Here is a 26,013-nt window from a genome sequence, read left to right as displayed (position 1 = left end):
GTCGAAAGGTAGGCGAGCGAGGTTTTGTCGGCTGCCACCGTCGCCGCTCCCCCGGCCACCGAGACCACCACCACGACCCGCGAGGTCACCACCACCGACCCCGCCCACGTCAGGCGTGCCGTGAAGGCCGCCGCGCTGGGCAACGCGATGGAATGGTTCGACTTCGGTGTCTACAGCTACATCGCGGTCACCCTGGGCAAGGTCTTCTTCCCCTCGGGCAACCCGACCGCCCAGTTGCTGTCCACCTTCGGCGCCTTCGCCGCGGCCTTCCTGGTCCGCCCGCTGGGCGGCATGGTCTTCGGCCCGCTCGGCGACCGTATCGGCCGGCAGAAAGTCCTCGCCCTGACCATGATCATGATGGCGGCGGGCACGTTCGCCATCGGCCTGATCCCGTCGTACGGCACGATCGGCGTCGGCGCGCCCCTGCTGCTCCTCCTCGCCCGTCTGGTGCAGGGCTTCTCGACCGGCGGCGAGTACGCGGGCGCGTCCACCTTCATCGCCGAGTACGCGCCCGACAAGCGGCGCGGCTTCCTGGGCAGCTGGCTGGAGTTCGGCACGCTGGCCGGATACATCGGCGGCGCGGGCCTGGTGACCCTGATGACCGCGCTGCTGTCCTCGCAGGACCTGGTCTCCTGGGGCTGGCGGATCCCGTTCCTGATCGCGGGCCCGATGGGCGTCATCGGCCTCTACCTGCGGATGCGGCTGGAGGAGACCCCGGCGTTCCGCGCGGAGATCGAGAAGGCCGAGGCGACCCGCCCGAAGGTGCCGCTGCGCGAGATGGTCACGGGCCAGTGGAAGGCGCTGCTGCTGTGCGTGGGCCTGGTCCTGGTCTTCAACGTCACCGACTACATGCTCCTGTCGTACATGCCGAGCTATCTGACCAGCGAGCTCAAGTACGACGAGACGCACGGCCTGCTGGTGGTGCTGGGCGTGATGGCGGTGATGATGGTCGTGCAGCCCTTCGCCGGCGCGCTGACCGACCGCGTCGGCCGCCGCCCGGTGATCGCGGCCGGCTGCGCGGGCTTCCTGTTCCTGTCGATCCCGGCGCTGCTGCTGATCCGCCAGGGCAGCCTGCTCGCCGTCGCCCTCGGCATGGGCGCGCTGGGCCTGCTGCTGGTCTGCTTCACGGCCGCGATGCCGGCGGCGCTGCCCGCCCTGTTCCCGACGAGGGTCCGCTACGGCTCGCTGTCCATCGGCTTCAACGTGTCGGTGTCGCTCTTCGGCGGCACGACCCCGCTCGTGGTGACCGCCCTCATCGGCGCGACCGGCAACATGATGATGCCCGCGTACTACATGATGGCCGCGGCCGTGATCGGCGGCGTCGCGGTCTGGTACATGGCGGAGTCGGCCGGCCGCCCGCTGCCGGGCTCGGCTCCCGCGGTCGAGTCGGCTGCGTGATCAGGCCGACTGCGTGACGATGGGCGGGGGGCATATCGGCGCCTTCCGCCGGACTGCCCCGATCGGCCGGAATCCGGTGACGCGGGACCCGGATGTGACTACATTCGCGAGCCGGCTGGTTAGCATCCCTAACTAGGTATTCGAAAGGTGGAGTTCATGAGCGGGTCGCAGCTCTGGGATGACGTCGACTTCTACTTCTCCACCCATCTGGCGCCGGACGACGAGGTCCTCCAGGCGGCCGTGCGCGACAGCGAGGCCGCCGGACTCCCGCACGCGGCCGTCACCCCGCCCCAGGGCAAGCTGCTGCAGCTGCTGGCCCAGATCCAGGGGGCCCGCACCATCCTGGAGATCGGCACGCTCGGCGGCTACAGCACCATCTGGCTGGCCCGCGCGCTCCCGGCCGACGGCCGGCTGGTCTCGCTGGAGTACAGCCCCCGGCATGCCGAGGTCGCGACCCGCAACATCGCCCGCGCGGGCCTCGACCGGCTCGTCGAGGTACGCGTCGGGCCGGCCCTGGAGTCGCTGCCCCAGCTCGCCGACGAGAACCCGGCCCCGTTCGACCTGGTCTTCATCGACGCCGACAAGGCCAACAACCCGCACTACGTGCAGTGGGCGCTGCGCCTCACCCGCGCGGGCAGCCTGATCATCGTGGACAACGTGGTACGGGACGGCCGTGTGATCGACGCCGAGAGCACCGCACCGGACGTCCAGGGCACCCGGGCCGCCATCGACCTGATCGCCGCCCACCCGAGGCTGAGCGCGACGGCGATCCAGACGGTGGGCAGCAAGGGCCACGACGGCTTCGCGCTGGCGCGGGTGCTGGAGCAGACCGAGCCGGACGAGTAGACCGGACGGGCCGGGTGGACGGGCACAGGGCTATGCCTCGTGGTAGAAGCCCACGTTGACGCTGCGCGGGCCGGTGCGGTCCAGGATGACGATCTCACCGGCCCCGCCCCGCGGCAGCGGCACGGTCCCGCCGTACGCGACGGGCTGGACCTGGTCCCCGATCCTCAGCCGCACCTCGGAGGACGGGTCGGGCTGCGAGCCACGCAGCCACGACACGTGCCAGGTGTTTTCGGGTCCGCACAGGAACTCCAGGTGGATCCGCGAGACGAACAGCCAGTCGTCGGGCGTCGCGAGCCGGCACACGGACGCGTCCCGGCCCACCCGCAGCACGGCGCCCGGGTCGCTGGGCGCGTCGGCCATGAGCATGCCGGCCGTGGCGCCAGCGTCCGTCCCGGTGACGGAGGCCATGGTGAGTTCGAGCACGTGCGCTCCTTCTGGAATGTCCTTGTACGGCAGCCGGGTTGGCGCACCGCCGCCGCATGATAAATCGCCCGGCCGTACCGCGTCCGGCACAATGGACTCATGACCGAGCGAAAGCCACCGGGTGTGCCGTTCGAGTCCTGGGTCGACAAGCAGATCCGCGATGCCGAGGCGCGGGGTGAGTTCGCCCATCTCGCGGGCGCGGGCAAGCCGCTGCCGACGGGCACGGACACGACGTACGACGAACTGTGGTGGATCAGACAGAAGATGGCCCGCGAGGGCCTCGCGGTCCTGCCTCCGGCGCTGGCTCTGCGCAAGGAGGCCGAGGACGCCCTCACCGCGGCCTACGCCGCGCCGTCCGAGCGGATCGCCCGGAAGATCCTCACCGAGGTCAACGTCAAGATCCGCGACATGATGTTCAGGCCGCCGCCCGGCCCCCCGCTGGGTATGAAGCCGTACGACATCGATGAGGTCGCACGGGAATGGCGGGAGCGCCGGGCGGCGAGTGGTGCGAGTGACACGGGTGACACGGGTGTGGGGGATGCGGAGCAGGGGTCACGCGCGTAGCAGCCGCTCCGCGAGCTCGCGGTAGTCCCGCAGGGCCAGGCGGAGTTGTTCCGTGTCGGTGGCGGTGTCCGTGGCGGCGCCGGAGGCCGTCGTCCGGTCCCCGTCCGTGGAGTGCCCTGCGGAGCGTTCCGCGGAGCGCTCCGGGGACCGCCCCGAGGTGTGCTCCGCGGACTGCCAGGACGTGCGCAGGGTCTGACGGCGCTTGGCCACGGCGTCCGTGAAGCGGGCGGCGATCTCCTCGAGCACGTGGTCGGCCTCCTCCACGGAGCCCCGGGGCGCGTCGACGAATCCGGTGACCGCCTGCTGGAGGCGGAGCGTGAGCTTGTCGGACTCGTCGTGCGGGAAGAGGGCGGTGGTGGTGCCTGTGCGGCTGGTGCCACTTGTGGTGCCTGTGGTGCTCGCAGTTCCGGCAGTGCTGTTCGTACTCGTGGTGCCGGTGGTTCCGGTCGTTCCAGCCGTTCCAGCCGTTCCAGCCGTTCCGGTCGTACGGCGCTTGGCATCAGGGCCGGTCGCGGGGCGGGTTCCGGTCCCCGCCGTCACCGAGCCGGCCGGTTCGCGTGTCTCGCGTGCCTCACGCAGTTCGCGGGCTTCGTGTGCCTCGGATGTCTCGCGTGCCTCAGGTGTCTTGTACGGCTCGGGCGTGCCGGGCGTGCCGGGAGACGTCTCCGCCCCCGGGCCCGTACCCGTGCTCTCGGTATCCGTGCCGCTGCGGTCGGCCGCGGGTCGCTTCCCATCCGACATGTAGCTCAACTCCCCTTCGCGTGACGCTTGTTGAACGCCCACGGAGTGCCGTGGCCGTTGGATCGGGCCGTGGTCCGCCGTTCGTCCGGCGTCGGCCCGGAGTCGTGGTCCGTCCGGTGGCGGCCGGTGTCGTGGCGGGCCGGGGCCACCAGGTCCGCGAACAGCCCGCGGGCCTCGACCAGCGCCTCCCGCATCTCCTCGGTGCCCGTGCCCGGACCGTCGCCGTCACCCCTCGTGTCGGTGCGCACGGCGCCGGCGCCGTGCACGCGGCGGTAGCCCTGCACATGGTCGGCGTGGTGCACGGAGAGCGCGGCGAGCTGCTCCTCGTACTGCGCGCCGTCCGGGAAGCCGCGGGCGCCGGCCAGCTCCGCGAGCAGCCGGTCGGCCTCGGCGACCGCCTCCCGAGGAGAGTCGACGAAGCGCTCCTGCACGGCCGTCCAGCGGGCCTCGTACTGCTCGCGTTCCGCGGGCTCCAGCGGGCGTTCACGCAGCCCGCCGTGCCGCTCCACGCGCTCGGTCAGCTCTCGCTCGGCCGCCTGTACGTCGCCGTCGTGCCCGGCCACCACCCGGTCGTACTCGGGTCCGAAGCGACGCTTCAGACCCCCTCCGCTCCGCGGGCCTCGGGCCCGCAGGGCCAGGGCGACCGCCACCGCGACGACGGCCACCACGATCACGATCAGAGCGATCATCACGCCTGTGGACATGGTTGCCTTCCCTGTATCGGCCCAACGGGCCGGTTCTCACTCCGGGTTACCCCGAAGACACTGTCCAAACGGTGTCCGGGCGGTGCCGGGCGGGCCGTGGCCCGGCGTGGAGCGGGGCCGACCCGTCACCGGCCACACGCTTCCAACGCGCCTCTCCAGCATGGATATTCGGTTGCGGGCGGTCCGGGACCGGTCCCGACAATGTGGTCATGATCTGGACCATCGCGCCCGAACCCTTCGACTCGCCCATCGCCGCCGGCCTCTGGCGGGCGTACTACACGGAGGTCAGCGACCGCTGGTACCTGCTGCACGAGGGACGCCGTACCGACCCGGACGAGCTGGAGCGGGAGATCGCCGCGCGGACCGGCGCCGACCTCGCCCCGCCGGGCGGCCTGCTGCTCGTCGCGCGGTACGGCGGTGAGCCGGCCGGCAGCGCGGGCGTACGGCTGCTGGACGCCACGACCGCCGAGCTGACCCGGGTGTTCCTGTACGAGGGGATGCGTGGCCGGGGCGGCGCCGCGCCGCTGGTGGCCGCCGCCGAGGACGCCGCCCGCGGCCTGGGCGCCACGCGGGTGGTGCTGGACACGCGCGACGACCTGGTCGAGGCCCGCGCCCTGTACGCCCGGCTCGGCTACACGGAGACCGGACCGCACAACGACGACCCGTACGCCGAGCACTGGTTCCGCAAGGAGCTCAAGGAACACAAGAAACACGAGGAACACGAGGAACACGAGGAACACGAGGAACACGAGGAACACGAGGAACACGAGGAACTCAACAAGCTCTAGGGGCTCTAGGGGCTCCGAGGGCTCTAAGGGCTCCGAGGGCTCCGAGGGCTCCGGGAATGCAACGCGCTCAATTGAAGGACTTCGGCGATCCGTTGTGCGGCTGTTCCTGGTCCGAGCCGCACAGCTCGTCGTTCAGTTCCTTCACCAGCTGGCTCAGGTCGGTCGGCCGGTCGGGTCCCCACCAGTCGCCGAGCAGCTCGGCCAGCGACTCCTCACGGGCCTGCGCCAGCCGTTCGGCGACCTCGCGTCCCTCGTCGGTCAGGTAGAGGTCGAGGCCCTCGCGGAAGGCGAGACGCCTTTCCTCCGTCTGCCGGGCGGCCTCGATGACGACGGTCATCGGAACCGTGGTGCGCTCGGCGAGTACGGCGGGCTCGGCCGAGCCGTACTTCTTCATCCGCAGCAGCAGCCAGCTCGCGGCGGGCTGGAGGTCGTAGCCCGCCCGCTCGGTGATCTTGCGGTAGACCTCGCGCCGCCCCTCACGGGTGCCGAGCGTGGACAGCGCGCGGCACACCTCGTCGTACGACGAACGCTGAACGGGATTGGGGGGGAGGGTCTCCGAGAGGTCGGGGGCCGTGACCGAGCCGCGCAGCCGGTCCTCCTTCAAAAACCACGCCAGGACGAAGCCGGCGAGGGCGACGGGGGCCGCGTAGAGGAAGACGTCCGTGATGGAGGAGGCGAACGCGTGCAGGGCGGCCCCGCGCAGGGCGGCGGGGAGGGCGGCGATGCCGCGTGGGTCGGCCTGGAGCGAGTCCACGGAGATGCCGGCCGGCAGGCGCACGCCCCGGAAGACGTCGGCCAGCTGCTCGGCCAGGCGGTTGGCGAAGATCGAGCCGAAGATGGCGACGCCGAAGGAGGCGCCGATGGACCGGAAGAAGGTCGCGCCGGAGGTGGCGACGCCGAGATCCTGGTACGAGACCGCGTTCTGGACGATGAGGATGAGCACCTGGATCACCAGGCCGAGTCCCAGGCCGAAGACGAAGAAGTAGACGCTCATCTCGGCGGTGGAGCTGTACTCGTCCATCTGGTGCAGGAGGAGCAGTCCGACGGTGGTGAGGCCGGTGCCCAGGATCGGGAACACCTTCCAGCGGCCGGTGCGGCTGACGATCTGTCCGGAGAGGGTCGAGGACAGCAGGATGCCGACCACCATCGGCAGCATGTGGACACCGGACAGGGTCGGGGAGATGCCGCGGACGACCTGGAGGAAGGTCGGCAGGTAGGTCATCGCTCCGAACATGGCGAAACCGACGATGAAGCTGATGACGGCCGAAAGGGTGAACGTGCGGACGCGGAAGAGCTTGAGCGGGAGCACGGGTTCGGCCGCCCGCCGCTCGACGGTCACGAACACCACCGCCAGCACGAGGCCCAGCACCGCGAGACCTATGATCTGCGCCGAGTCCCAGGCCCAGGTAGTGCCGCCGAGCGAGGCGACCAGCACCAGGCAGGTGGCGACGGCGGCGATGAGGAGGGTGCCGAGGTAGTCGATGACGTGCCGGGTCGCCTTGCGCGGGATGCGCAGCACCGCCGCGATCACGGCGAGCGCGACGATGCCGATCGGCAGGTTGACGTAGAAGACCCAGCGCCAGCTGAGGTGTTCGGTGAACAGGCCGCCCAGCAGCGGGCCGAGCACGCTGGTCGTGCCGAAGACCGCGCCGAACAGGCCCTGGTAGCGGCCGCGCTCACGGGGCGGCACGATGTCGCCCACGATCGCCATCGACAGCACGATCAGCCCGCCGCCGCCCAGTCCCTGGAGCGCGCGGAAGGCGATGAGCTCGGGCATGTTCTGCGCCATGCCGCACAGCGCCGAACCGATCAGGAAGATCACGATCGCGGCCTGGAACAGCTTCTTCCGCCCGTACTGGTCGCCCAGCTTGCCCCACAGCGGGGTCGCGGCGGTCGACGCCAGCAAGTATGCCGTGACCACCCAGGACAGGTGCTCCAGACCGCCCAGCTCACTGACGATGGTGGGCAGCGCCGTCGACACGATGGTCGAGTCGAGAGCGGCGAGGAACATGCCCAGCAGCAGGGCGCCCATCGAGACGAACACGTTGCCGGACACATGCTGCTGCTCCGCGTCGCCCGTCCGGGCGTGCGCGTCCACGGCCATGGAGACCTCCTGAGGCTCTCGTGACACCTCCATCGTGGTGGGTGTGACCGGTTATGGCCTGTCGAGTCCCTACGGAACCTGGCATTCCGGGGGGTTTCGGGTCACGGGTTGTGTGGAGGGTCTGCATAATCTCTGGAGTTCGCATGGGGAGGAACGAACACGTGGACGAACCCTGGACCGAGGGCGGGGCCGGACCGGACGAGCGCGCGCACGGGCACCGGTGCCCGGAGTGCGGCGCGCCCCGAGGCCCGGACCACACCCCGTCGTGCGCCTGCACCCAGCAGGCGTCCGACGCCCTGCGCGACGCCCGCACGGCGGAGGCGGCCGCGACGGAGGCTTTCGACCCGCTGCGGATACGGCCGTACGTGGAGCTCGCGGGTGACGCGAACACCCCGAACGCCCCGGAGCCCACGACGGACCGGCCGGACCGGCACCCCACGGAACCGACGACCGGTGCGATGACGGATGCGACGACCGGTCCGACGGAATCCATGGAAGCGTCGGTACGACCAGAGACGGCGGTACCACCAGCACCACCCGTACCGCAGCCCGCCGACATCACCATGCCCCTGCGCCGGATCGAAGCACCCCCCACGCTTCCCACACCCCTCGCGCCGCCGCCGGACGCGCCGAGCGCGGGCGACCTGAGCCTGTTCGAGGGCGCGGCGGGGGAACCGTACGCGGAGGCGTTCGAGGCCCCCGAGCCGCCGCACCGTGGCCGGCGCCGCGCGGCGCTGCTCGGGGCGGCGGGAGCGGTCGTCGCGGTGATGGCGGCGGCCGGATTCGCCGGCGGGCTGTTCTCCTACGAGACGCCGTCGCGGGACACCGCGCCGCCGGAGGACATCCGGGCGGCCGTGCCGGACACCGCGACCAGCACGGCCTCCGAGTCCTCGGTCACGGCCTCCGCGTCCGCGACGCCGTCCGCCGAGTCGGCGTCGCCGTCCCGGTCGGCCGGCGCGAGCCCGTCGTCCTCGCCGTCCGCGTCGCGCTCCAGCGCCTCCCCGTCGCCGTCCCGCTCGACCGAGCCGACCGCAACCGCGACGAGCGCCGCCGCGACGGCCTCGCTGGCCCCGGGGAACGGCGGCCAGGGCGACGTCCAGGTCCTGCGCCGCGGCGACAGGGGCCCCGAGGTGAGCGAACTCCAGCAGCGGCTGCGTCAGCTGTACCTCTACAACGACCAGATCGACGGCAGGTTCGGCGGCCGCCTCGAGGACGCCCTGCGCAACTACCAGTGGGCACGCGGGATCCGCAGCGACGAGCTGGGGGTGTACGGGGCGGAGAGCCGGGCGAAGCTGGAAGCGGAGACGTCGGAACCGTAGGACGCCAAAACCGTAGGACGCCAAAACCGTAGGACGCCAAAACCGTAGGACGCCAAAACCGTAGGACGCCAAAACCGTAGGACGCCGGATCCGTAGGACGCCGGTGCCGGGCGAAGCCCGAGCGGACACGTCGCAGCCGCAGGACGCCGGAACCGTAGCCGGACACCTCGGAACGAGAAGTCCGCCGCCGTACCCAACCCGAGGTACCGCCGGACCTGACCGAAGTGCAGCCGCGCCCACCCCGAGGTACCGCCGGGCCTATCCGAGGTACAGCCGGACCGCCCCGTCGCCCGCCGGCTCCACCCTCACCTGCGTCAGGTCCCGCACCACCACGTCCGGCCGGTGGAACCCGGCCCGCGGCCCGACCCCGACGACCCGCATCCCCGCCGCGCGGCCCGCCTCGATGCCCGCCCCGGAGTCCTCGAAGACCACGCAGTCGGCGGGAGCGACGCCCAGTTCGGCGGCGCCCTTCAGGAACCCCTCGGGGTCCGGCTTGCTCGCCCCGACGGACTCGGCGGTGATCCGGACGTCGGGCAGCGCCAGCCCGGCCGCCGTCATCCGTGCCGTGGACAGCGCGACGTCGGCCGACGTCACCAGCGCGTGCGGCACCTCGCGCAGCGACGCGAGGAACTCCGGCGCCCCCGGCACCGGCACGACGCCGTCCATGTCGGCCGTCTCCTCGGCGAGCATGCGGGTGTTCTCCGCGTAGTTGCGCTCCATGGGCCGGTCGGGCAGCAGCAGCGCCATCGACGCGTACCCCTGCCGCCCGTGAACGACCTTCATGACCTCGTCCCCGTCCAGCCCGTGCCGGTCGGCCCAGCGGCGCCAGATCCGCTCCACGACGGCGTCCGAGTTGACGAGGGTGCCATCCATGTCGAGCAGGAGGGCACGGGCGGTCAGAACGGTGGGCGCGGTGGTGGCCGTCATCGGCAGCTCCGAACGTGGGGTGGGGGGACAAGGCGGCCCCGCCCGCCGGTCAGGGAACACGGGCGGGAGCCACTTTGTTTCTCTACGGTACAAAACAGTTCCGGTATCGCGCCACCGCCCCCGCGAAGCGTTCACCCACAGTTCAGCTCGCGCGGGCGGTCAGGCGGCGACCGCCTCCCACAGGCTCCACGCCCCCAGAGCCAGCATGAGCAGCGCCGCGATCTTGGTGATGAGCCCCAGCGGAACCCGCTTCATCAGCGCCTTTCCGCCGACGATGCCGAGCCCGGCGACCGCCCAGAGCGCGAGCACCGCGCCCAGGCCGACGGAGAGCGGGTCGTCATAGCGGGCCGCGAGGTTAGCCGTCATGATCTGGGTGAGGTCGCCGAACTCGGCGACCAGGATGAGCATGAATCCCGCTCCGGCGACCTTCCAGAAGGACTGGTCCTGCGGCTTGCGGATCTCCTCGTCACCGTCGTCCTTCTTCATCAGCAGCACCGCGGCACCACCGAGGAAGAGCACACCCGTGACCGCGTGCACGATCTGCTGCGGCAGCAGCGTCAGCACGCTGCCCGCCGCGACGGCGAGCACGACATGCAGCGTGAACGCGGCGGCGACACCGGCGAAGACGTACGAGGCGCGGTAGCGGGTGCCGAGGACGAGGCCGGCGAGCGCGGTCTTGTCCGGCAGTTCGGCCAGGAAGACGACGCCGAAGACGAGCGCCGTCACGGTGATGCTGATCAAGGTCCCTCAATCGGTCGGGGCTGCCCCGCCGAGAGTGCTGCACGCTGCGTTTCGCGACACCTCGGCACGGCAGCACACGGCTCCCGTGCCGTCGGGCACGGGCCTGCACTGCTTGCCGAAGGTCTCGCTGGCCGACCTCGTGGACGAGGTCTGCCTCCGGGCGCCGGCTCAGACGAGCTGAGCAGTATGTCGACGGTCCGGCGAAGAGCTACTCCCCTTCTGCTCCCCCCATAGTACGCGACACCCCGACGCGCCTCCGAGGGCCGAAAGTCCCTCCGCACCCCTTGTTGTGTCATGCACACGTCATTAGCTTCTTACCCGGCGCACATCCCCCCGCAATGCGGCGCCGCGAGCATTCCCTCGCTCGCACTCCAACACCCCCACACCCCCAGGGAGTTCGCATGCCGAAGTTCTACGCGCGTCGACAGGTGAGCATACTGGCCGCCCTCACCGGCCTCATAGCCTCGGTCGGGCTTTTCAACTCGCCGACCGCCTCCGCCGCCCTCCCCACCCCGGTCAGCGCCGCCACCGCCCGGACCTACCTCGCCTCGCTCACCGTGGCGACCGAGAACCGCACCGGCTACAACCGGGACCTGTTCCCCACCTGGATCACCATCAGCGGAACCTGCAACACCCGTGAGTACATCCTCAAGCGGGACGGTTCCAACGTGACCACCGACTCCGCGTGCGTCGCCACCGGCGGCAGCTGGCACTCCGTCTACGACGGGGCCACCTGGAGCGCCGCCTCCGACGTCGACATCGACCACCTCGTCCCGCTGGCCGAGGCCTGGGACTCCGGCGCGAGCGCCTGGACCACCGCCCAGCGGCAGGGCTTCGCCAACGACGTGACCCGCCCGCAGCTGCTCGCCGTCACGGACAACGTGAACCAGGCCAAGGGCGACAAGGACCCGGCCGAGTGGATGCCCTCGCTCAGCTCGTACGCCTGCACCTACGTCCGCGCCTGGGTCCAGGTGAAGTACTACTACAACCTCAAGGTCGACTCCGCCGAGAAGACCAAGCTGAGCTCGGTCCTCAACGGCTGCTGAGCCCGAGTCGGTCCGCCCGGCCGGCGCGGTCCATCCGGTCCGCGCCGGACCCTCCCCGTTCACCCCCCTCGTTCCGTACCGTACGGGGCGACGGAGGAGGGCGATCACCGTGGCGGAACTACGCCTGGGACCACTGCTGAGGTACGCCGACGGCTCGTCGGCGACGGTCTGGATCGAGGCGAGCCGTCCGTGCGCCGCCGAGGTGCGCTGCGCGGACGGCGCCGGCGGCAGCTCCCGCACCTTTCAGGTCGCGGGTCACCACTACGCCCTGATAACGGTGACCGGGCTCACACCGGGCGGCTCGCCGTCGTACGAGGTGCTCCTCGACGACACGCCCGTGTGGCCGCTGCCCGGCTCCCCCTTCCCGCCCTCGGTCATCCGCTCCCCCGACGCCGGGGACGACGTACGGGTCGCCTTCGGCTCCTGCCGCTGGGCCGCGCCGCCCGCCGACGAGCACGACCCGGTCGGCCCCGACGCCCTGGACAGCCTGGCGGCACGGATCGCCGCCCACCCGGACGGCGAACGGCCCGACGTGCTGGTGCTGCTGGGCGACCAGGTGTACGCCGACGAGACCTCCGCCGCCACCCGCCGCTGGCTGGCCGGCCGCCGCGATCTGCGGGAGGCCCCGGGCGCCGAGGTCGCGGACTACGAGGAGTACACCCGGCTCTACTACGAGTCCTGGCTCGACCCCGAGGTGCGCTGGCTCCTGTCCACCGTGCCCAGCTGCATGATCTTCGACGACCATGACGTCGTCGACGACTGGAACACCTCCGCCGCCTGGCTCGCCGACATGCGGGCCACCTGCTGGTGGCAGGAGCGGGTGCTCAGCGGCCTGATGTCGTACTGGGTGCACCAGCACCTGGGCAACCTGTCCCCGGCCGAACTCGCCTCCGACGCCCTGTACGCGGCCGTCCGCGACACTCCCGACGGCACCGACATCCTGCGCGCCTTCGCCACCCGCGCCGACGCCGACCCGGCCTCCGTGCGCTGGAGCTACCGGCGCGACTTCGGCCGGGTACGGCTGCTGATGGTGGACAGCCGGGCCGCCCGCGTCCTCGACGAGGGCGAGCGGGCGATGCTCGACCCGGGCGAGGCGGAGTGGCTGCGGACCCAGGCGCTGGACGCGCCCGGGTCCCGCGACCACCTCCTCATCGGCACCTCCCTGCCCTGGCTGCTGCCGCATCTGGTGCACGACGCCGAGGCGTGGGACGCGGCGCTGTGCCGGGGGGAACGGGGCGAGCGGTGGGCCCGGTTCGGGGAGCGGCTGCGGCGCGGGGCCGACCTGGAGCACTGGGCGGCGTTCCCGGCGTCCTTCGAGGCGCTGGCGGACCTGATCGCCGAGGCCGGTTCGGGGACGGCGGCGCCGGCGACGGTGCTCGTGCTGTCCGGAGACGTGCACCACGCGTACGTCGCCGAGCCGTCGTGGGCGCCGGGAACCGGACCGGACGCCAAGGTGCTGCAACTGACCTGCTCCCCCGTCCACAACTCGATCCCGTTGTCGATACGGGTGGGCTTCCGCTTCGGCTGGAGCGCCGTCGCGCGGCTGCTCGGCCGCCGTCTCGCCCGGCACGGGCGCTGCGCGCGTTCGTCCGTCGGCTGGCGCAGGACCGGCGGCCCGTGGTTCGGCAACCAGCTGATGACGCTGACGCTGCGCGGGCGTTCGGCGGTGCTGCGGCTGGACCAGGCACGGCCGGGCGGGGAGTTGCGAACCGTGGAGGAGTCCACCCTGACCACCACATGAGGGGCATCCGGGGGCGGTTGGGGCACGCGCCCGCGCGGGGCGTCCGGGGCGGATGGGGCACGCGTTGGCTTCCGCGGCGCGCGACGGCATGATGAGGCGGACCGTCCGCTTCCCTCGGGCGGTCTGCTCCATTTGCGCCCCACACGCCCGGGAGTTACCCCTTTGTTCCCCACGTCCGCGCCGAACCTGCTCCCTTCGCCCGCGCCGAACGCGGAGAACGCCGCCGGCCCGGCCGTGACGTCGGTCTCCGTGGCCCTGGTCGGCGCCGGCCCCCGCGGCACCTCCGTCCTGGAACGCCTCTGCGCCTCCGCCCCCGAGCTGCTGCCGCCCGGCGTCCGGCTGACGGTGCACGTCGTCGACCCCGCGCCGCCCGGCCCGGGCCGCGTCTGGCGCACCGCGCAGTCCACCGAGCTGCTGATGAACACCGTGGCCTGTCAGGTCACGCTCTTCACCGACGACAGCCTGGACTGCTCGGGCCCGGTCCGCCCGGGCCCGAGTCTGTACGAGTGGGCGGACGGCTCGCTGGGGCCGGACGAGTACCCGACCCGCGCCGCCTACGGCCGTTATCTGGAGTGGGTGTTCGCGAAGGTGGCGCGGGAGGCGCCGGACGCGGTGCGGGTGCGGACGCACCGGGCGCGCGCCGTACGGCTCGACGACGCCTCCGACGGCCGTCAGCTGCTGACCCTCGACAACGGCCGAGTGCTGAGCGCCCTGTCGGCCGTGGTGCTCGCCCAGGGCCATCTGCCGACGGCCACGGACGGGTCGCGGCAGCGCCTGGCGTCGTACGCCGAACAGCACGGCCTGCGGCACATACCGCCCGCCAACCCGGCCGACGTCGACCTCGACGCGCTCGCGCCGGGCGAACCGGTGCTGCTGCGCGGCCTGGGTCTCAACTTCTTCGACCACATGGCCCTGTTGACGACCGGCCGGGGCGGCCGGTTCGTCCGCGACGGCAGGCTGCGCTACCTTCCCTCCGGCCGCGAGCCGCGCCTGTACGCGGGTTCCCGGCGCGGCATCCCCTACCAGGCGCGCGGCGACAACGCCAAGGGCCCGTACGGCCGGCACACCCCGCTGGTGCTCACGCCGGAGGTCGTCGCGGGCCTCCGCAAGCGCGCGGACTCCGGCGAGGCGCCCGACTTCCTCGCGGAGATATGGCCGTTGGTGGCGAAGGAGGTGGAGACGGTCTACTACACCGCACTCCTTCGGCGCCATCACCCCGACGTCGCCGAGCGCTTCCTCGCCATCCCGCACGGCGCCCCCGAAGAGGCCCTGCTGCTGGACGAGTTCGGCGTGCCGAAGGCCGCCCGCTGGTCCTGGGACCGGATGTCCCGGCCGTATACGGAACGGGACTTCGCACACCCCGGACAGTGGCGGGACTGGCTGCTGTCGTATCTGGGCGAGGACGCCGCGCAGGCCGCCCTGGGCAATGTGCGCGGCCCGCTGAAGGCGGCCCTGGACGTGCTGCGGGACCTGCGCAACGAGCTCCGGCTGATCGTCGACCACGGCGGGCTGGCCGGCGCCTCCCGCCGGGACCACCTCGACCGCTGGTACACCCCGCTCAACGCCTTCCTGTCCATCGGGCCGCCCCGGCGCCGTGTCGAGGAGCTCGTGGCCCTGCTGGAGGCGGGCGTGGTCGACGTGCTCGGACCTCGGCTCCAGGTGCGCTGCGCGGACGGGGCCTGGCTGGCGCACTCCCCCGACGTGCCGGGATCGGCGGTGCGGGTGACCACCCTCGTGGAGGCCCGGCTCCCGGAACCGGACCTGCGCCGCACGGGCGACGACCTGCTCGCCCGGCTGCTGAAGACCGGGGGGTGCCGTCCGCACACGGTCGACGGCTACGAGACGGGTGGACTGGACGTGACCCGGCGCCCCTACCGTCTGATCGACCGCCAGGGCCGCCCGCACGAGCGGAGGTTCGCCTTCGGAGTGCCCACGGAAGGCGTGCACTGGGTGACCGCGGCGGGCGCCAGACCCGGCGTGGACTCGGTCACGCTCTCGGACGCCGACGCGGTGGCCCGAGCGGTCCTCCGTACCGCGGGAGCGGAGGCAGCGGCCCATGTGGAGGCAGAAACGGAGACAGGGACCGGTACAGGGACAGGGGCGGATTCAGCCGCAGGGGCGGGGGCGGAAACGGAGGCGGAAACGGAACCGGCCTCGTGGCCAAATGTTGAACTTGCAAGCACGAATTAGGTGCTCCTAACCTGGGTTGCTCGTTCGGTACCGCCGCCCCCACCGGCCGGCCCCCTTCGGACCGGCCCGTCCGCAACCGAAGGAGCACCCCCCACATGTCCGCACGCCTCAACCATGCCCAGCCATACGTCCTCGGCTTCTTCCGCATAGTCGTCGGCCTGCTCTTCGCCGCCCACGGCGCCGCCTCGCTGTTCGGCATCCTCGGCGGCGCCGCGGGCACCGACGGCGGCACGCTCGACGCCGGTGCCTGGCCCGGCTGGTACGCGGCCGTCATCCAGCTCGTCGGCGGCGGCCTGGTCCTGCTCGGCCTCGGCACCCGCGCCGCCGCGTTCGTCTCCTCCGGCTCCATGGCGTACGCCTACTTCCATGTGCACCAGGAGCACGCCCTGTGGCCGATCCAGAACGGCGGCGAGCCGTCGGCGATGTTCTGCTGGGCGTTCCTGCTGCTCGTGTTCACCGGTTCCGGCGCCTTCGGCCTGGACCGCCTCCTGGTGCGCCGCACGGCCACGCGGGGCGAGCGGGTACCGGATCAGGCGCCGGTCACCGCCTGATCCACGGAACCGGCGCCGGATGCGGCTCAGGCTTCGGGTCCGGGTCCGGGTCCGGGTCCGGGTCCGGGTCCGGGTCCGGGTCCGGGTCCGGGTCCGGGTCCGGTCGGACGTCGGCGTCCGTCCCGCGCAAGCGGGGTGGGCGCCGTCCGGGTCGGCGGGCTTCAGGAGGTCGCGGCGGCGGGGTGAAGGGTCCATGTCGAACACAGGCGCCCCCCGTGAACCCCATGTCACAGCCCAGGCGTACGCTGCATGGCTGTCAATGGCCGCCCCTGCCGCTCCCTCGCGACGTCGCGGCACGTACGGCCACGGGGGAGTAGCGCGGGAGTAGCAGTGCTGGAGGATGTGGGGGCGCTGACCGGCAGTCCATGGATCTACGCCATGGTCGCCGTGTCGGTCCTCTTCGACGTGTTCGTACCGGTGCTGCCGAGCGGCGTCCTGGTCGTCACGGCCGCCACGGCGGCGGCCGCGGGCTCGGGTGCCGCGGCCGGGCAGGTGCCGGGCAGGGTCCCCGACATCCTGTTCCTGACGCTGTCCGCCGCCACCGCCTCGGTTGTCGGCGACCTGGCGGCCTACCGGCTGGCCTGGCGGGGCGGCGAGCGCCTGGACCGGGCGATCGCCCGCTCGCGCCGGCTGCGCACCGCGCAGGAACGTCTCGGCGCGGCCCTCGCCCGCGGCGGCGGGGCCCTGGTCGTACTGGCCCGCTTCGCCCCCGCCGGACGCTCGGTCGTCTCCCTCGGCGCGGGCGCCGCCCACCGCCGGGCTCGCGACTTCCTGCCCTGGTCCGCGCTGGCCGGCCTCTCCTGGGCCGTCTACAGCGTCGCCCTCGGCTACTTCGGCGCCCACTGGCTGGGCGCCACCTGGCTGGCCACGGGGGTGTCCGTGCTGGCGCTGTTCGGGGCGGGCGCGGGCGCCGCGTACCTGATGCGCCGCCGACCGGCGGCCTAGCCCTGCGTCTGGATCAGCCCGGTGTCGCGGGGTGAGGCACGCGCGTCCGCGGCGTTGCCGTCGGTTGCCGACGCTCCACGTCGGCGCCCTCCTCCGCCCTGCGGCCACCCCGCGCCACACCCCGCTCGGGCCGGCCGATCAGCCCCGTCGGCCACGACCGGCCTGATACGAAGGAAAGGCCCTGGCCCCGGGGACCTTCCTCCGGGGGCTCAGCCGGTCTGCCGGACCGCCTGTCCGCGGATCTCCAGGCCGTCCAGGAGTTCGGCCGTAGCCTGCGCGATCACGTCGACGGCATGCTCGAACACCTCCTGGTTGTGGGCGGCGGGGGCCCGGAATCCGGAGATCTTGCGCACGTACTGGAGGGCGGCGGCGCGGATCTCCTCCTCCGTGGCCTCCTCGGGCAACACGGGCGGGCGAAGTGTCTTGATGCTGCGGCACATGCCTCCAGTGTGACCCCCCGGACGGCGGCCCGGCAGGGGGTCGCCGCCAACGTCGGTGAACCTCCCGGGTCCCGCCTGCCGGCCGACCGGGGCCGGCGAGGCCCGGGCCCTGGACGGTCACCGAACTCCTTCCCCAATAGAACTCCTGTTCGGAACACTCGTTCGCATGAACCTCCGGAAGAAACTCGCACCGCAAAATCGAACAGGCGTAGCATTGCCGCGTGGCTACGACCTATGACTTCCCCAGTGACCTCCGCTCCGGCCAGGAGGAGCTGCATCAGGTCCGGGCCGAGCTGTCGGCCCTGCTGAAGCGGCTCCCCTGGTCGGTCGAGCCGCTGGACGGCTTCAGCGACGACAACGGCTGGCGCCGGGTGGAGCGCCCCGCCTCTCCGGGCTGGACGGCGGACGAGCAGGCCGAGGTCGAGAAGCTCCGGCTGCGCGAGCACGAACTCGCGGTGTTCGTGAGCTGTCACCGGTTCTGGGCGGAGGTCGCCGCCGGGGACCGGATGGAGGCCCGCACCCGGCTCAAGCACGCGCACGGAACTCCGCCCGGCGACGACGGAGAGTAGCGCGTCCCGTGCGCAGCGGCTCGCCCCCTCCGGAACGCGCACCCCGAAACGCGGACCACACAGAACGGCGCGGGAACACGCAGACACGCACCTCGGGGAAACGCGAAGGACCCCCACAGTCACACTGCGGGGGTCCTCACGCCGACGAGTACGCCGGTCCTGGTGGGCGCGGACGGTTTCGAACCGCCGACATCCTGCTTGTAAGGCAGGCGCTCTACCCCTGAGCTACGCACCCAGGACGAGTCGACAGCCTACATTGCCGGGGCCACTGTCCCGCAAACGTGAATCCGGGCCGATACGGGGGTTACCCCCACCCGCGATCCGGGAGTGCGCCGGATCCCCCGGCGGGCCGCCGGTCCGTACGGTCGTAGTCGTCCGGGTCGGCGTCGACCCGGCGTCCGTCCAGGGGGAGACCACCATGACCCGTACCGTTCCCGCCACCGCCCGCGCGGCCCTCGCCGCCGGTGTCGTCGTGGTCGTCGTCGCCACCGCCACCGGCTGCGGTGCCTCCGCCGGTGACGACAAGGACCCCGACCACCGGTCCTTCGCCCTGCACGGCCGCACCCTCACCGTCGACTCCGACGACTCGGCGCTGGAGATCGTCGCCGCGGACACGAACCCGGCGGGCCGGATAGCGGTCACCCGCTGGTTCCAGGGATCCGTGGTCGTCGGCGGGGACCCGAAGGTGACCTGGTCCATGAAGGACGACCGGCTGGTGCTGCGGATGAAGTGCTCCGGCGTCGTCGCCGACTGTGCGGCGAAGCACCGGATCGAGGTGCCGCGGGGCGTCGCGGTGCGGGTCGAGGACGGGGACGGGAGCGTGCGGGCGCGCGGGTTCGAGGACGCGCTGAGCATCCGTACGGGCGACGGGTCCGTGCACGTCAGCGACTCCGCCGGGCCGCTGGAGCTGCGTTCGGGCGACGGATCCGTCCGGGCCGACGTCACCTCGCGGCGGGTGAGCGCGCACAGCGGCGACGGCTCGATCCGGCTCGAACTCGGCGCCGTGCCGGACCTGGTGGAGACCCGCAGCGGCGACGGGTCCGTCACCGTCGCGCTGCCCCGGGCCACGTACCGCGTGACCACCGAGACGGGGGACGGCGCGGTGGACGTCTCGGTGCCCCGGGACGACAACAGCTCCCATGTCGTGTCCGCCCACACCGGCGACGGGAAAGTCACGGTCCGTACCGCGAACTGACCGACCCGTGTGTTCGTCCATAACCGGTGGGAGAATGAACCGGGCAGGGCGGATCACAGCACGGGAGAGGGATGTGACGGCGACACCAGGAAAGCCGTACTCGCCGTCGGTGCCGGGGGCACCCCGTCCCGTGCGACGCGCACTGCGGGACACACTGACCCTGCTGGGTCTGCCGCTCGTCGTGGCCCTCGCGCTGCCCGCCGCCTTCGCCGGCGGCGGCACCCGGCGCTGGTTCGGCGGGCGGGCGGAGAGCCAGCGGGCCGAGGCGCAGGCCGCGAAGGACGCGGCCGCCGCCGCGTTCTACGAGCTGGACACCGCCCAGCGCGATCTGCGGATCTCCGTCGAGACGATCACAGCCGTCGACGCCTCCCCCGCCGCCCGGCGCTCGGTCTCCGACTTCGAGGCGATCGGCGGCCGGATCGACGAGGCCAGCCGGCAGTACATCGACGCCGTCGACGCGCACGACCTCGACCGCGACGACCTGGAGGCGGCCGCCGCGGTCCGCGCCCGTACCGATTTCACCCGGGCCAAGGACGAACTCGACCGCGTCAAGCAGGAGCTGGACCGGTTCACCGACGGGCTCGGGCCGCTGCTGGGCAAGGCCGAGACCCAGCTGGCCCGGCTCGCGCCCGCCGTCGAGCGGGCCCGGCAGGCGCTGCTGGGCGCCTCGAACGCTCTGGACGGCACCCGGGAGGCGGGACTGCGGGCGGACGACCTCGCCGCCCGGCTCGCCGCCCTCGGACCGGAGCTGACCCGGCTGAACCAGGGGGCCGGGCAGCACGGCGTCCCGCAGACGCTGGAGCGGGCCGAGCGGGTGTCCCGGGAGGCCGAGGCGATCCGCGCGGAGGCCGGGCGACTGCCGGAGAAGGCCGCCGAGATCGACCACCGGCTGGTGTCGCTGCGCACCCGGGCCCAGGCGCTGACCACCCGTGCCGGGCAGGTCGACCCGGTGCTGAGCGAGCTGCGGCGGCGGTTCTCGGCCGCGTGCTGGCAGGATCTCCAGCAGGTGCCGGAGCAGGCCGGGGAGAACGTCCGGCAGGCCGAGCTGAAACTGACGGAGGCCCAGACCGCGCGGGACGCGCAGCGCTGGCCGGACGCCACCGCGCTGCTGTCCACGGCGCGGGCGCTGCTCAACACCACGGACGAGGCCGTGTCGGCCGCCGGTGACCGGCTGACCCGGCTGAACGCCGTGCAGAAGGACCCGCAGCGGGAGATCGAGCGGACCCGGTTCGCGATCCGGGACGCGCAGCGGCTGGCCATGTCGGGGCGTACGACGCCGGACCCGCGGCACGCACGGCCGCTGGACGACTCGGTGGCCCGTCTGGAGCGCGCGATCGGCACGCTGGAGGGCCGCCACCCCGACTACTGGCACTTCCTGACGGAGACGGAAGCGGTACGGCGGTCGGTGGCGGGCGTGGTCTCGCAGATCCGGGAGGAACGCGGCGCGGGGCACTGAGCGCCCGCTGCCCCCGGCGGCACGCGATCGGTGCCGGGCTGCACGCGAAGTGCGGCAGGGTCGGCACGACCCTGCCGCACGGCAACCCGTACGGACGCTCCCGCCACCTGGGCCACGCCGGGCCGGGACGGCGGGAGCGGTCGCGTCAGGTGCGGTAGGCGTAGAACGCGGCGGTCGGGTACGACGCGACGAGGCTCGCCACCGAGCGACGGTAGGTGTTGTTGGAGTGGTACGTCACGTACGGCACGCCCTGCGGGCTCTTGTACGTGACGATCATCGTGTGGTCCTTGGACCCGTCCTTGTCGAAGTCCATCTGGAGGACGTCGCCGACCTCCAGCTGGTAGACGTTGGCGAGGCTCGTGGTCCGCTTGGAGTTCTGCGCGAACCAGGACCACTCGTTGACGCCGACGAACGAGTCCGACTGGATGTCCGCGGTGCCGAACCACTTGGTGTAGTCGTACACGTAGCCGGGGACGTGCTTCCAGCCGCCGGCCTTCAGGGACTGGCTGACGAAGTTGGTGCAGTCGCCGCCGGCACCGTGCCCGTTGTAGTCCGGGTAGGCGGTGTTGTACTTGTTCCAGTACTTCTCCGCGTACGTGGCCATGGCCTTGTAGTCCAGGGCCCCGCCGGTGAGGGTCTTGGGCTTCGCAGCGGCGGGGTACGTGGTCGCCGCACGGGGAGCCGACGGCATGGTGTCGTCGGCCTTGGCGGCCTTGACGGAGGGCTTGGCCACCGTGTTGACCGCGAGGCCCGCGTCGGTGTCCTTGATGTCGGTCAGCCGCCAGGTGCCCTGCTGGTCGGCGGTGAACGTCAGCTCGTGGTGGGCCTGGAAACCGGTGGTCCTCGGCTCGTCGCCGCGGACCTTGGCGTAGGTCAGGGTCGTCGTCTCGGTGACCGCGACCTTGGCCTTGCGGCCCTTCACGTTCGTGGCGTCCAGCGTGACGGTGGTGCCGGCCTTGCTGTACTTCTCGCCGGCCTTCGCGAGCCGGCCCTTGCGCTGGTCCAGCGTGGACAGCGCGGTGTCCTCGCTGCGGGACACACCCGAGGACACCTGGACGTCCCCGGAGAAGCCCTGCGTCAGCGGCTTCGCGCGGTTGCTCTGCCGGCCGGTGACCAGGGCGTCGGTGCGGTCGGTGAAGACCGCGTCCGCCAGCCGCTGGAAGGTGGCCTTCGTCTTGGCGTCCACCGTGGGGTCGTCGACGACGGCGGCGCCCGCGCTCCAGTTGGGCAGCAGCGCCACACCGGCGACGACCGACGCGGCGGCCGCCCCGAGTATGGTGGCGCGGCGGCGCGTACGGCTCAATTTCCTTGACTTCACTGATGTTTCCCCTCTACCCCGGCACTGGGGACGCCGGGAACGGAATCTTCGCACGACATGTGTGTGCCGTGTGAAGGGGGATACGGTAGAGGTTTGGTTACTTCACCGGTTGCCGCACCGGTCACTTCACCACCGTCGACCAGTCCGGCGACTGGGCCGGGTCCAGGCTGCGCAGCCGCTCCAGGGTCTCGGGCTTCTGCACGTCCATCCAGGCGGCCAACTCCTTGAAGGACACGCACTTGACGCCCTTCTTGGTGCACACGTTCTTGATGACCTGGTCGATGGACTTCATGTAGATGCCCCCGTTCCAGTCCTCGAAGTGGTTGCCGATGAACAGCGGTGCCCGGCTGCCGTAGTACACGCGGTTGAAGCCGGCCATGTAGGAGCCGACGGTCTCCTGTTCCCACTCGGGGAACTTGGCCGTGTCGCCCTGGGTCTCGCCCTCGGACTGGTTGTAGAGGAAGTTGAAGTCCATGGACAGGCCCTGGTACTTGCCGCCCTCGTACGGGAGCATCTGGAGCGGGAAGTCCCAGATGCCGTTCTTCTTCCTGGGCCATATCTGGAAGTCGCCGGCGGAGCTGGCGTCGTACTTCCAGCCGTAGCCCTTGATGGCCTTCAGCAGGTTCGCCTGGCCCTCCAGGCAGGGGGCGCGGCCGCCGGCGACCTCCTTCTTGAAGTCGAAGGGCAGCGGCGCGATGTCGGTGTAGCCGGTGTTGGTCTTCCAGCGCTCCACGAAGTCGAAGAACTGGTCGATCTCGCTCTTCCACTCGTCGACGCTCCACTCGCCGCCGCCCTTGGCCTCGCAGAAGTGGCCGTTGAAGTGCGTGCCGATCTCGTTCCCGTCCTCCCAGGCCTTGCCGAGCTGTTCCAGCGTGGTGCGGATGTGCTCGTCGGTGGGGAAGCTGATCGCGGCCGAACCCCGGGGGTGCTGCGGAGGGTTGTAGAGGTCCTTCTTGCTCTTGGGCAGCAGGTAGATGCCCGTGAGGAAGAACGTCATGTGGGCGTCGTACTCCTTGGCCAGCTCCCGGTAGTGCGAGAAGAGCTCGTCGTCGCCCTGGAGGGCGCCGTCCCAGGAGAACACGACGAACTGGGGAGGCTTCTCGCCCGGTTTGAGCGGAACCGCCTTCAACTCGCCGGTCTGCGGGCCGGTGTAGGAGGTGGAGCCGTCCCCGAGCACCTTGGTCTTGCCGTCCCACGGGGACTCGCTCGCCTTGGGCGTCGCCCCCTTGCCCGAGGACGCCGTCGGAGCGGTGCTGTCCGAGCGGGTCAGGACCAGGTAGCCCGCGACCAGGGACGCCGCGACCAGGAAGGCCGCCAGGGTGAGGAACCCGGGGCGGGTGGTGCGGCGCGGTGCGCGGCCTGCGCGGCGGCGGCCGGACGGTGACTTCATGTGCGGCTCATTCTCCGAGGGAGTGGGGTGCGGGTGCCCGGTGCGGGGGTCAGCCGAGGGGACTCATGGCACCCGACCAGATGTCGTACGGGACGCTGTCGGAGGCCGTGCCCGCGATCCCCTTCAGCGGCAGTGGCTCGAGGCTCTTGGCCAGATCCATGCGGTAGACGACCACCGCGGTCGACACGGACTTGGCCGTGCCGACATACCAGAGGGCGGTGTCGTTCTGAGTGGTTCCGATTTTTCCGGCCACCTCGTCGGAGGCGGTGACCGCCGGTGCGCCGGCGGTGGTGCCCGCATCCGTCGGATGGGCGGTGCGGAAGGCGTCCGCGAGCGCGGCCTCGACCTCCTCGGCCACCTTCTGGCTCATCGCTCGCCGGGACGCGGGCTTCTTCAGCGTGACCTTGGAGCCGTTGCGGGTGATCCGGCTCACCGAGTACGGCTCGACGTGCCTGCCGTCGGCGGCGAAGGTCCCGTACGCGCTCGCCATGCGGATCGCGCTGGGCGTGGAGTTGCCCAGGGACAGCGCGGGCACCTGCGCGCCGAAGCTGGAGGACAGCAGCCCGGCAGCCTCGGCGGTGCCGCGCACGGTGTCGAGACCGGTGTCCATGCCGAGTTGCATGAACGGGGTGTTCACGGAGTTGGCGAGCGCCTGGTGCAGGCTGATCTGCCCGTAGGACTTCTCGCCGTCGTTGTGGGCGGCGACCTTCTTGCCGCTGCGGTCCCAGTAGGGCCCCTCCGGCGTGGAGACGGGCACGCCGTCGTCACCGTCGTAGAGCGACTCGCCGGTCACCGTGCTCACGGTGCCGTCGCGGGTCTTGCGGACGCCGTGTTCGAGACCGGCGGCGTAGACGAAGGGCGTGAAGGCCGAACCGGCCGGGACCGTGGTGGCGTTGGACTCGTTGTAGCCCTGCGTACGGTGGTCGGGGCCGCCGTAGACGGCGAGGATACGGCCGTCGGAGGCGATCGAGGAGGCGCCGTAGTGGGCGGTCCTCGCGGCGCCGGGGTCGTCCTCCTTCGCCTCCTTGCGGGCCTTGGCGACGGCGTCGGTGAGCGAGGTCTCCCGCTTGCGGTCGAAGGTCGTGTAGATCTGGTAGCCGCCGAGGTCGAAGTCCTTGTCCGAGATGCCGGCGGCCTTCTTGGCGTACTGCTGGGCCAGTTCGACCAGGTAGTCGCTCTGCTTGCCGGTGTCGAAGCTCGGGGACCGCTTCAGCGGCTCGGGGAACTTCTTGTACGTGGCCCGCTCGGTGGGCGACAGCTTGCCGACGTCCACCATGCGGTCGAGGATCCAGTTCCAGCGCTCCACGGCGCGCGCGTGGTTGGCCTGGCTCAGCGTCGGGTCGTACAGCCCGGCGCCCTTGAGCAGGGAGGCCAAGAAGGCGGCCTCGCTGACGTTGAGATCGCCGACCTCCTTGCCGTAGTAGGCCTGGGCGGCGCGCTGGATGCCGTAGGTGCCGCGGCCGAACCAGCTGGTGTTGAGGTAGCCCTCGAGGATCTTGTCCTTGCTCATCCGGTTGTCGAGCTTGAGGGCGATCATCGCCTCGGTGAACTTGCGGCTGACCGTCTGGTTCTGGTTCAGGTAGACGTTCTTGACGTACTGCTGCGTGATGGTGGAGCCGCCCTGGGTGTCTCCGGAGCCGACCGTGCGCCACACGGCGCGGCCGATGCCGGAGACGGATATGCCCGGGTCGGAGTAGAAGCTGGCGTTCTCCGCCGCCACGACCGCCCAGCGGACGTCCTCGGGTATGTCCTTCAGAGGCATGGCCTGCCGCTGCACCCAGCCGGTACGGGCCATGGGCGTCCCGTCGGACCAGAAGAAGACGTTGTCCTGCTGGGTGGCGTAGCTGTTCAGGTTCTCCGGGATGTCGGTCGCGGCGTACGCGACGACCAGGAACGCGCCGGACATGCCCACGGCCGAGACCACGGCGCCCAGCGACTGCCGCCAGGAGGGTATCCAGCGGCGCCAGTCGGCGCGGCCGGGGCGTGGGTACTGCGGCCTGAGCCTGCGGGCGTAGGGCGCCAGCCGGCGGGCGTACGGGGCCAGCCGGTCGGCGTAGGGCGCCAGCCGGCGGGTGACGGGCGCCAGGAACCGGGCCGGCGCGGCCAGGAGCGGCGCCACGGCGGCGGCGAGGCGGCCGAGGAGGGTGGTCGGCGCGGCGGCCGGCGGGGTCCTGCCGTCGCGGGCGGAGCGGTCGGGCAGCTCCGACCGCTGGACGACCCGCAGTTCCATGGTGGCGTCCGCCGGCGGCGGCGGCTCGAACCTGAGCTGCATGGTCTCGTCCGACGGCGGCTCGAACCTGAGCTGCATGGTGACGTCCGACGACGGCGGCTCCTCGGCCGGTGCCTCCCCCTCCGTACGGTGACGGGAACGTTTCGGCGCGGCACGGCGACCGTGGCGTCGACCGTCCCCCTGGGCCTCGGCCCCCTGCCCCTCCTCGGTCACGACTGCGTCTCCCTCCGCACTCCGTGGTGCTCGCGCGGGCCGACACAGCTGCCGCGTACGCGGCTGAGATCCCCCTGTGTCGCTCTTGCCGGACCGAGGCCAAGGCCCCGCGGCTCATCGCGGCTCTGCCAAATTACCAGCGATCTTTGCAATTTCTCCGCACGAGAAACCGAC

General features: G+C 71.8%; 23 protein-coding genes and 1 tRNA gene. 13 read left to right on the top strand and 11 right to left on the bottom strand.

The window, feature by feature from the left end; all coding sequences use genetic code 11:
* Window positions 1-24 precede the first annotated feature (24 nt).
* Both proP and ACFV0T_RS21330 read left to right on the top strand, forming a co-directional pair.
* Complete coding sequence (gene proP, locus ACFV0T_RS21335; protein ID WP_385781255.1) at window positions 25-1,398, top strand: glycine betaine/L-proline transporter ProP; 1,374 nt, start codon at window positions 25-27, stop codon at window positions 1,396-1,398.
* 156 nt (window positions 1,399-1,554) lie between these two features.
* Window positions 1,555-2,244 (top strand): O-methyltransferase, encoded by a 690-nt coding sequence (locus ACFV0T_RS21330; RefSeq protein WP_385781252.1) that lies wholly within the window; start codon window positions 1,555-1,557, stop codon window positions 2,242-2,244.
* Between the two features lie 30 nt (window positions 2,245-2,274).
* Here ACFV0T_RS21330 and ACFV0T_RS21325 read toward each other — a convergent pair whose 3' ends face one another.
* Window positions 2,275-2,667: a hypothetical protein gene (locus ACFV0T_RS21325; protein WP_385781249.1), complete on the bottom strand. Its 393-nt coding sequence runs from the start codon at window positions 2,665-2,667 to the stop codon at window positions 2,275-2,277.
* 99 nt (window positions 2,668-2,766) lie between these two features.
* Here ACFV0T_RS21325 and ACFV0T_RS21320 point away from each other — a divergent pair, with 99 nt between their 5' ends.
* A complete protein-coding gene (locus tag ACFV0T_RS21320) occupies window positions 2,767-3,231 on the top strand; it encodes a DUF1992 domain-containing protein (protein ID WP_385781246.1) in 465 nt (154 codons plus the stop codon).
* Here the strand turns inward: ACFV0T_RS21320 and ACFV0T_RS21315 are convergent.
* Window positions 3,220-3,972: a hypothetical protein gene (locus ACFV0T_RS21315; RefSeq protein WP_385781243.1), complete on the bottom strand. Its 753-nt coding sequence runs from the start codon at window positions 3,970-3,972 to the stop codon at window positions 3,220-3,222. The two genes, ACFV0T_RS21320 and ACFV0T_RS21315, sit on opposite strands and share 12 nt — an antisense overlap.
* A 5-nt stretch (window positions 3,973-3,977) precedes the next feature.
* The gene (locus ACFV0T_RS21310) at window positions 3,978-4,676 is read right to left on the bottom strand and encodes a hypothetical protein (RefSeq protein WP_385781240.1); all 699 of its coding nucleotides are present in this window, start codon (window positions 4,674-4,676) and stop codon (window positions 3,978-3,980) included.
* A 209-nt stretch (window positions 4,677-4,885) separates the two neighbouring features.
* On the opposite strand from ACFV0T_RS21310, the gene ACFV0T_RS21305 reads away from it, so the two are divergent.
* Entirely contained in the window at window positions 4,886-5,464 is a 579-nt protein-coding gene (locus tag ACFV0T_RS21305) for a GNAT family N-acetyltransferase (protein WP_385781237.1), read from the top strand.
* A gap of 67 nt (window positions 5,465-5,531) precedes the next feature.
* On the opposite strand, the gene ACFV0T_RS21300 is transcribed toward ACFV0T_RS21305, so the two are convergent.
* Complete coding sequence (locus ACFV0T_RS21300) at window positions 5,532-7,568, bottom strand: DHA2 family efflux MFS transporter permease subunit (protein ID WP_385781234.1); 2,037 nt, start codon at window positions 7,566-7,568, stop codon at window positions 5,532-5,534.
* A 161-nt stretch (window positions 7,569-7,729) separates the two neighbouring features.
* Between ACFV0T_RS21300 and ACFV0T_RS21295 the strand changes: the two genes are divergently transcribed.
* Window positions 7,730-8,887 (top strand): peptidoglycan-binding protein, encoded by a 1,158-nt coding sequence (locus ACFV0T_RS21295; RefSeq protein WP_385781231.1) that lies wholly within the window; start codon window positions 7,730-7,732, stop codon window positions 8,885-8,887.
* A gap of 258 nt (window positions 8,888-9,145) precedes the next feature.
* Here the strand turns inward: ACFV0T_RS21295 and ACFV0T_RS21290 are convergent, their stop codons facing one another.
* Together ACFV0T_RS21290 and ACFV0T_RS21285 are read right to left on the bottom strand one after the other, a co-directional pair.
* Window positions 9,146-9,814, bottom strand: coding sequence for an HAD family hydrolase (locus tag ACFV0T_RS21290; protein ID WP_385781229.1), 669 nt, complete (start codon window positions 9,812-9,814; stop codon window positions 9,146-9,148).
* A gap of 159 nt (window positions 9,815-9,973) precedes the next feature.
* Window positions 9,974-10,555 carry a TMEM165/GDT1 family protein gene (locus ACFV0T_RS21285; RefSeq protein WP_385781226.1) on the bottom strand — a complete coding sequence of 194 codons (582 nt, stop codon included), beginning with the start codon at window positions 10,553-10,555 and terminating at the stop codon, window positions 9,974-9,976.
* Window positions 10,556-10,956: 401 nt separating this feature from the next.
* On the opposite strand from ACFV0T_RS21285, the gene ACFV0T_RS21280 reads away from it, so the two are divergent.
* The 5 genes from ACFV0T_RS21280 (at window position 10,957) to ACFV0T_RS21260 (ending at window position 17,028) form a co-directional block, all read left to right on the top strand.
* Entirely contained in the window at window positions 10,957-11,601 is a 645-nt protein-coding gene (locus tag ACFV0T_RS21280; RefSeq protein ID WP_385781223.1) for an HNH endonuclease family protein, read from the top strand.
* Between the two features lie 109 nt (window positions 11,602-11,710).
* A complete protein-coding gene (locus ACFV0T_RS21275) occupies window positions 11,711-13,342 on the top strand; it encodes an alkaline phosphatase D family protein (protein ID WP_385781220.1) in 1,632 nt (543 codons plus the stop codon).
* Window positions 13,343-13,576: 234 nt separating this feature from the next.
* Window positions 13,577-15,532 (top strand): FAD/NAD(P)-binding protein, encoded by a 1,956-nt coding sequence (locus ACFV0T_RS21270; protein WP_385781406.1) that lies wholly within the window; start codon window positions 13,577-13,579, stop codon window positions 15,530-15,532.
* A gap of 95 nt (window positions 15,533-15,627) precedes the next feature.
* Window positions 15,628-16,083, top strand: a complete 456-nt coding sequence (locus ACFV0T_RS21265) for a DoxX family protein (RefSeq protein WP_385781217.1) — start codon at window positions 15,628-15,630, stop codon at window positions 16,081-16,083.
* Window positions 16,084-16,413: 330 nt separating this feature from the next.
* Window positions 16,414-17,028 carry a DedA family protein gene (locus ACFV0T_RS21260; protein ID WP_385781214.1) on the top strand — a complete coding sequence of 205 codons (615 nt, stop codon included), beginning with the start codon at window positions 16,414-16,416 and terminating at the stop codon, window positions 17,026-17,028.
* Between the two features lie 209 nt (window positions 17,029-17,237).
* Here ACFV0T_RS21260 and ACFV0T_RS21255 read toward each other — a convergent pair whose 3' ends face one another.
* Window positions 17,238-17,468 (bottom strand): DUF2277 domain-containing protein, encoded by a 231-nt coding sequence (locus tag ACFV0T_RS21255; protein WP_385781212.1) that lies wholly within the window; start codon window positions 17,466-17,468, stop codon window positions 17,238-17,240.
* 221 nt (window positions 17,469-17,689) lie between these two features.
* Between ACFV0T_RS21255 and ACFV0T_RS21250 the strand changes: the two genes are divergently transcribed.
* Entirely contained in the window at window positions 17,690-18,037 is a 348-nt protein-coding gene (locus ACFV0T_RS21250; protein WP_385781209.1) for a hypothetical protein, read from the top strand.
* A 160-nt stretch (window positions 18,038-18,197) separates the two neighbouring features.
* Here the strand turns inward: ACFV0T_RS21250 and ACFV0T_RS21245 are convergent.
* Window positions 18,198-18,272: transfer RNA gene (locus ACFV0T_RS21245), tRNA-Val, on the bottom strand.
* 183 nt (window positions 18,273-18,455) lie between these two features.
* Here ACFV0T_RS21245 and ACFV0T_RS21240 point away from each other — a divergent pair.
* Entirely contained in the window at window positions 18,456-19,232 is a 777-nt protein-coding gene (locus ACFV0T_RS21240) for a DUF4097 family beta strand repeat-containing protein (protein ID WP_385781207.1), read from the top strand.
* 73 nt (window positions 19,233-19,305) lie between these two features.
* Window positions 19,306-20,688, top strand: a complete 1,383-nt coding sequence (locus ACFV0T_RS21235) for a hypothetical protein (RefSeq protein ID WP_385781204.1) — start codon at window positions 19,306-19,308, stop codon at window positions 20,686-20,688.
* Window positions 20,689-20,833: 145 nt separating this feature from the next.
* On the opposite strand, the gene ACFV0T_RS21230 is transcribed toward ACFV0T_RS21235, so the two are convergent.
* From ACFV0T_RS21230 to ACFV0T_RS21220, 3 genes are all read right to left on the bottom strand, one after another.
* Complete coding sequence (locus ACFV0T_RS21230; RefSeq protein WP_385781201.1) at window positions 20,834-22,006, bottom strand: amidase domain-containing protein; 1,173 nt, start codon at window positions 22,004-22,006, stop codon at window positions 20,834-20,836.
* A gap of 121 nt (window positions 22,007-22,127) precedes the next feature.
* Window positions 22,128-23,396, bottom strand: a complete 1,269-nt coding sequence (locus tag ACFV0T_RS21225; protein ID WP_385781198.1) for a hypothetical protein — start codon at window positions 23,394-23,396, stop codon at window positions 22,128-22,130.
* 49 nt (window positions 23,397-23,445) lie between these two features.
* The gene (locus ACFV0T_RS21220; RefSeq protein ID WP_385781195.1) at window positions 23,446-25,839 is read right to left on the bottom strand and encodes a transglycosylase domain-containing protein; all 2,394 of its coding nucleotides are present in this window, start codon (window positions 25,837-25,839) and stop codon (window positions 23,446-23,448) included.
* Window positions 25,840-26,013: the final 174 nt, after the last annotated feature.

Source organism: Streptomyces sp. NPDC059582, from assembly GCF_042735715.1.
Lineage (GTDB): Bacteria > Actinomycetota > Actinomycetes > Streptomycetales > Streptomycetaceae > Streptomyces.
The sequence above is the reverse complement of the archived record's forward strand: the minus strand, read 5'-3'. Positions and strand labels throughout refer to the sequence as shown.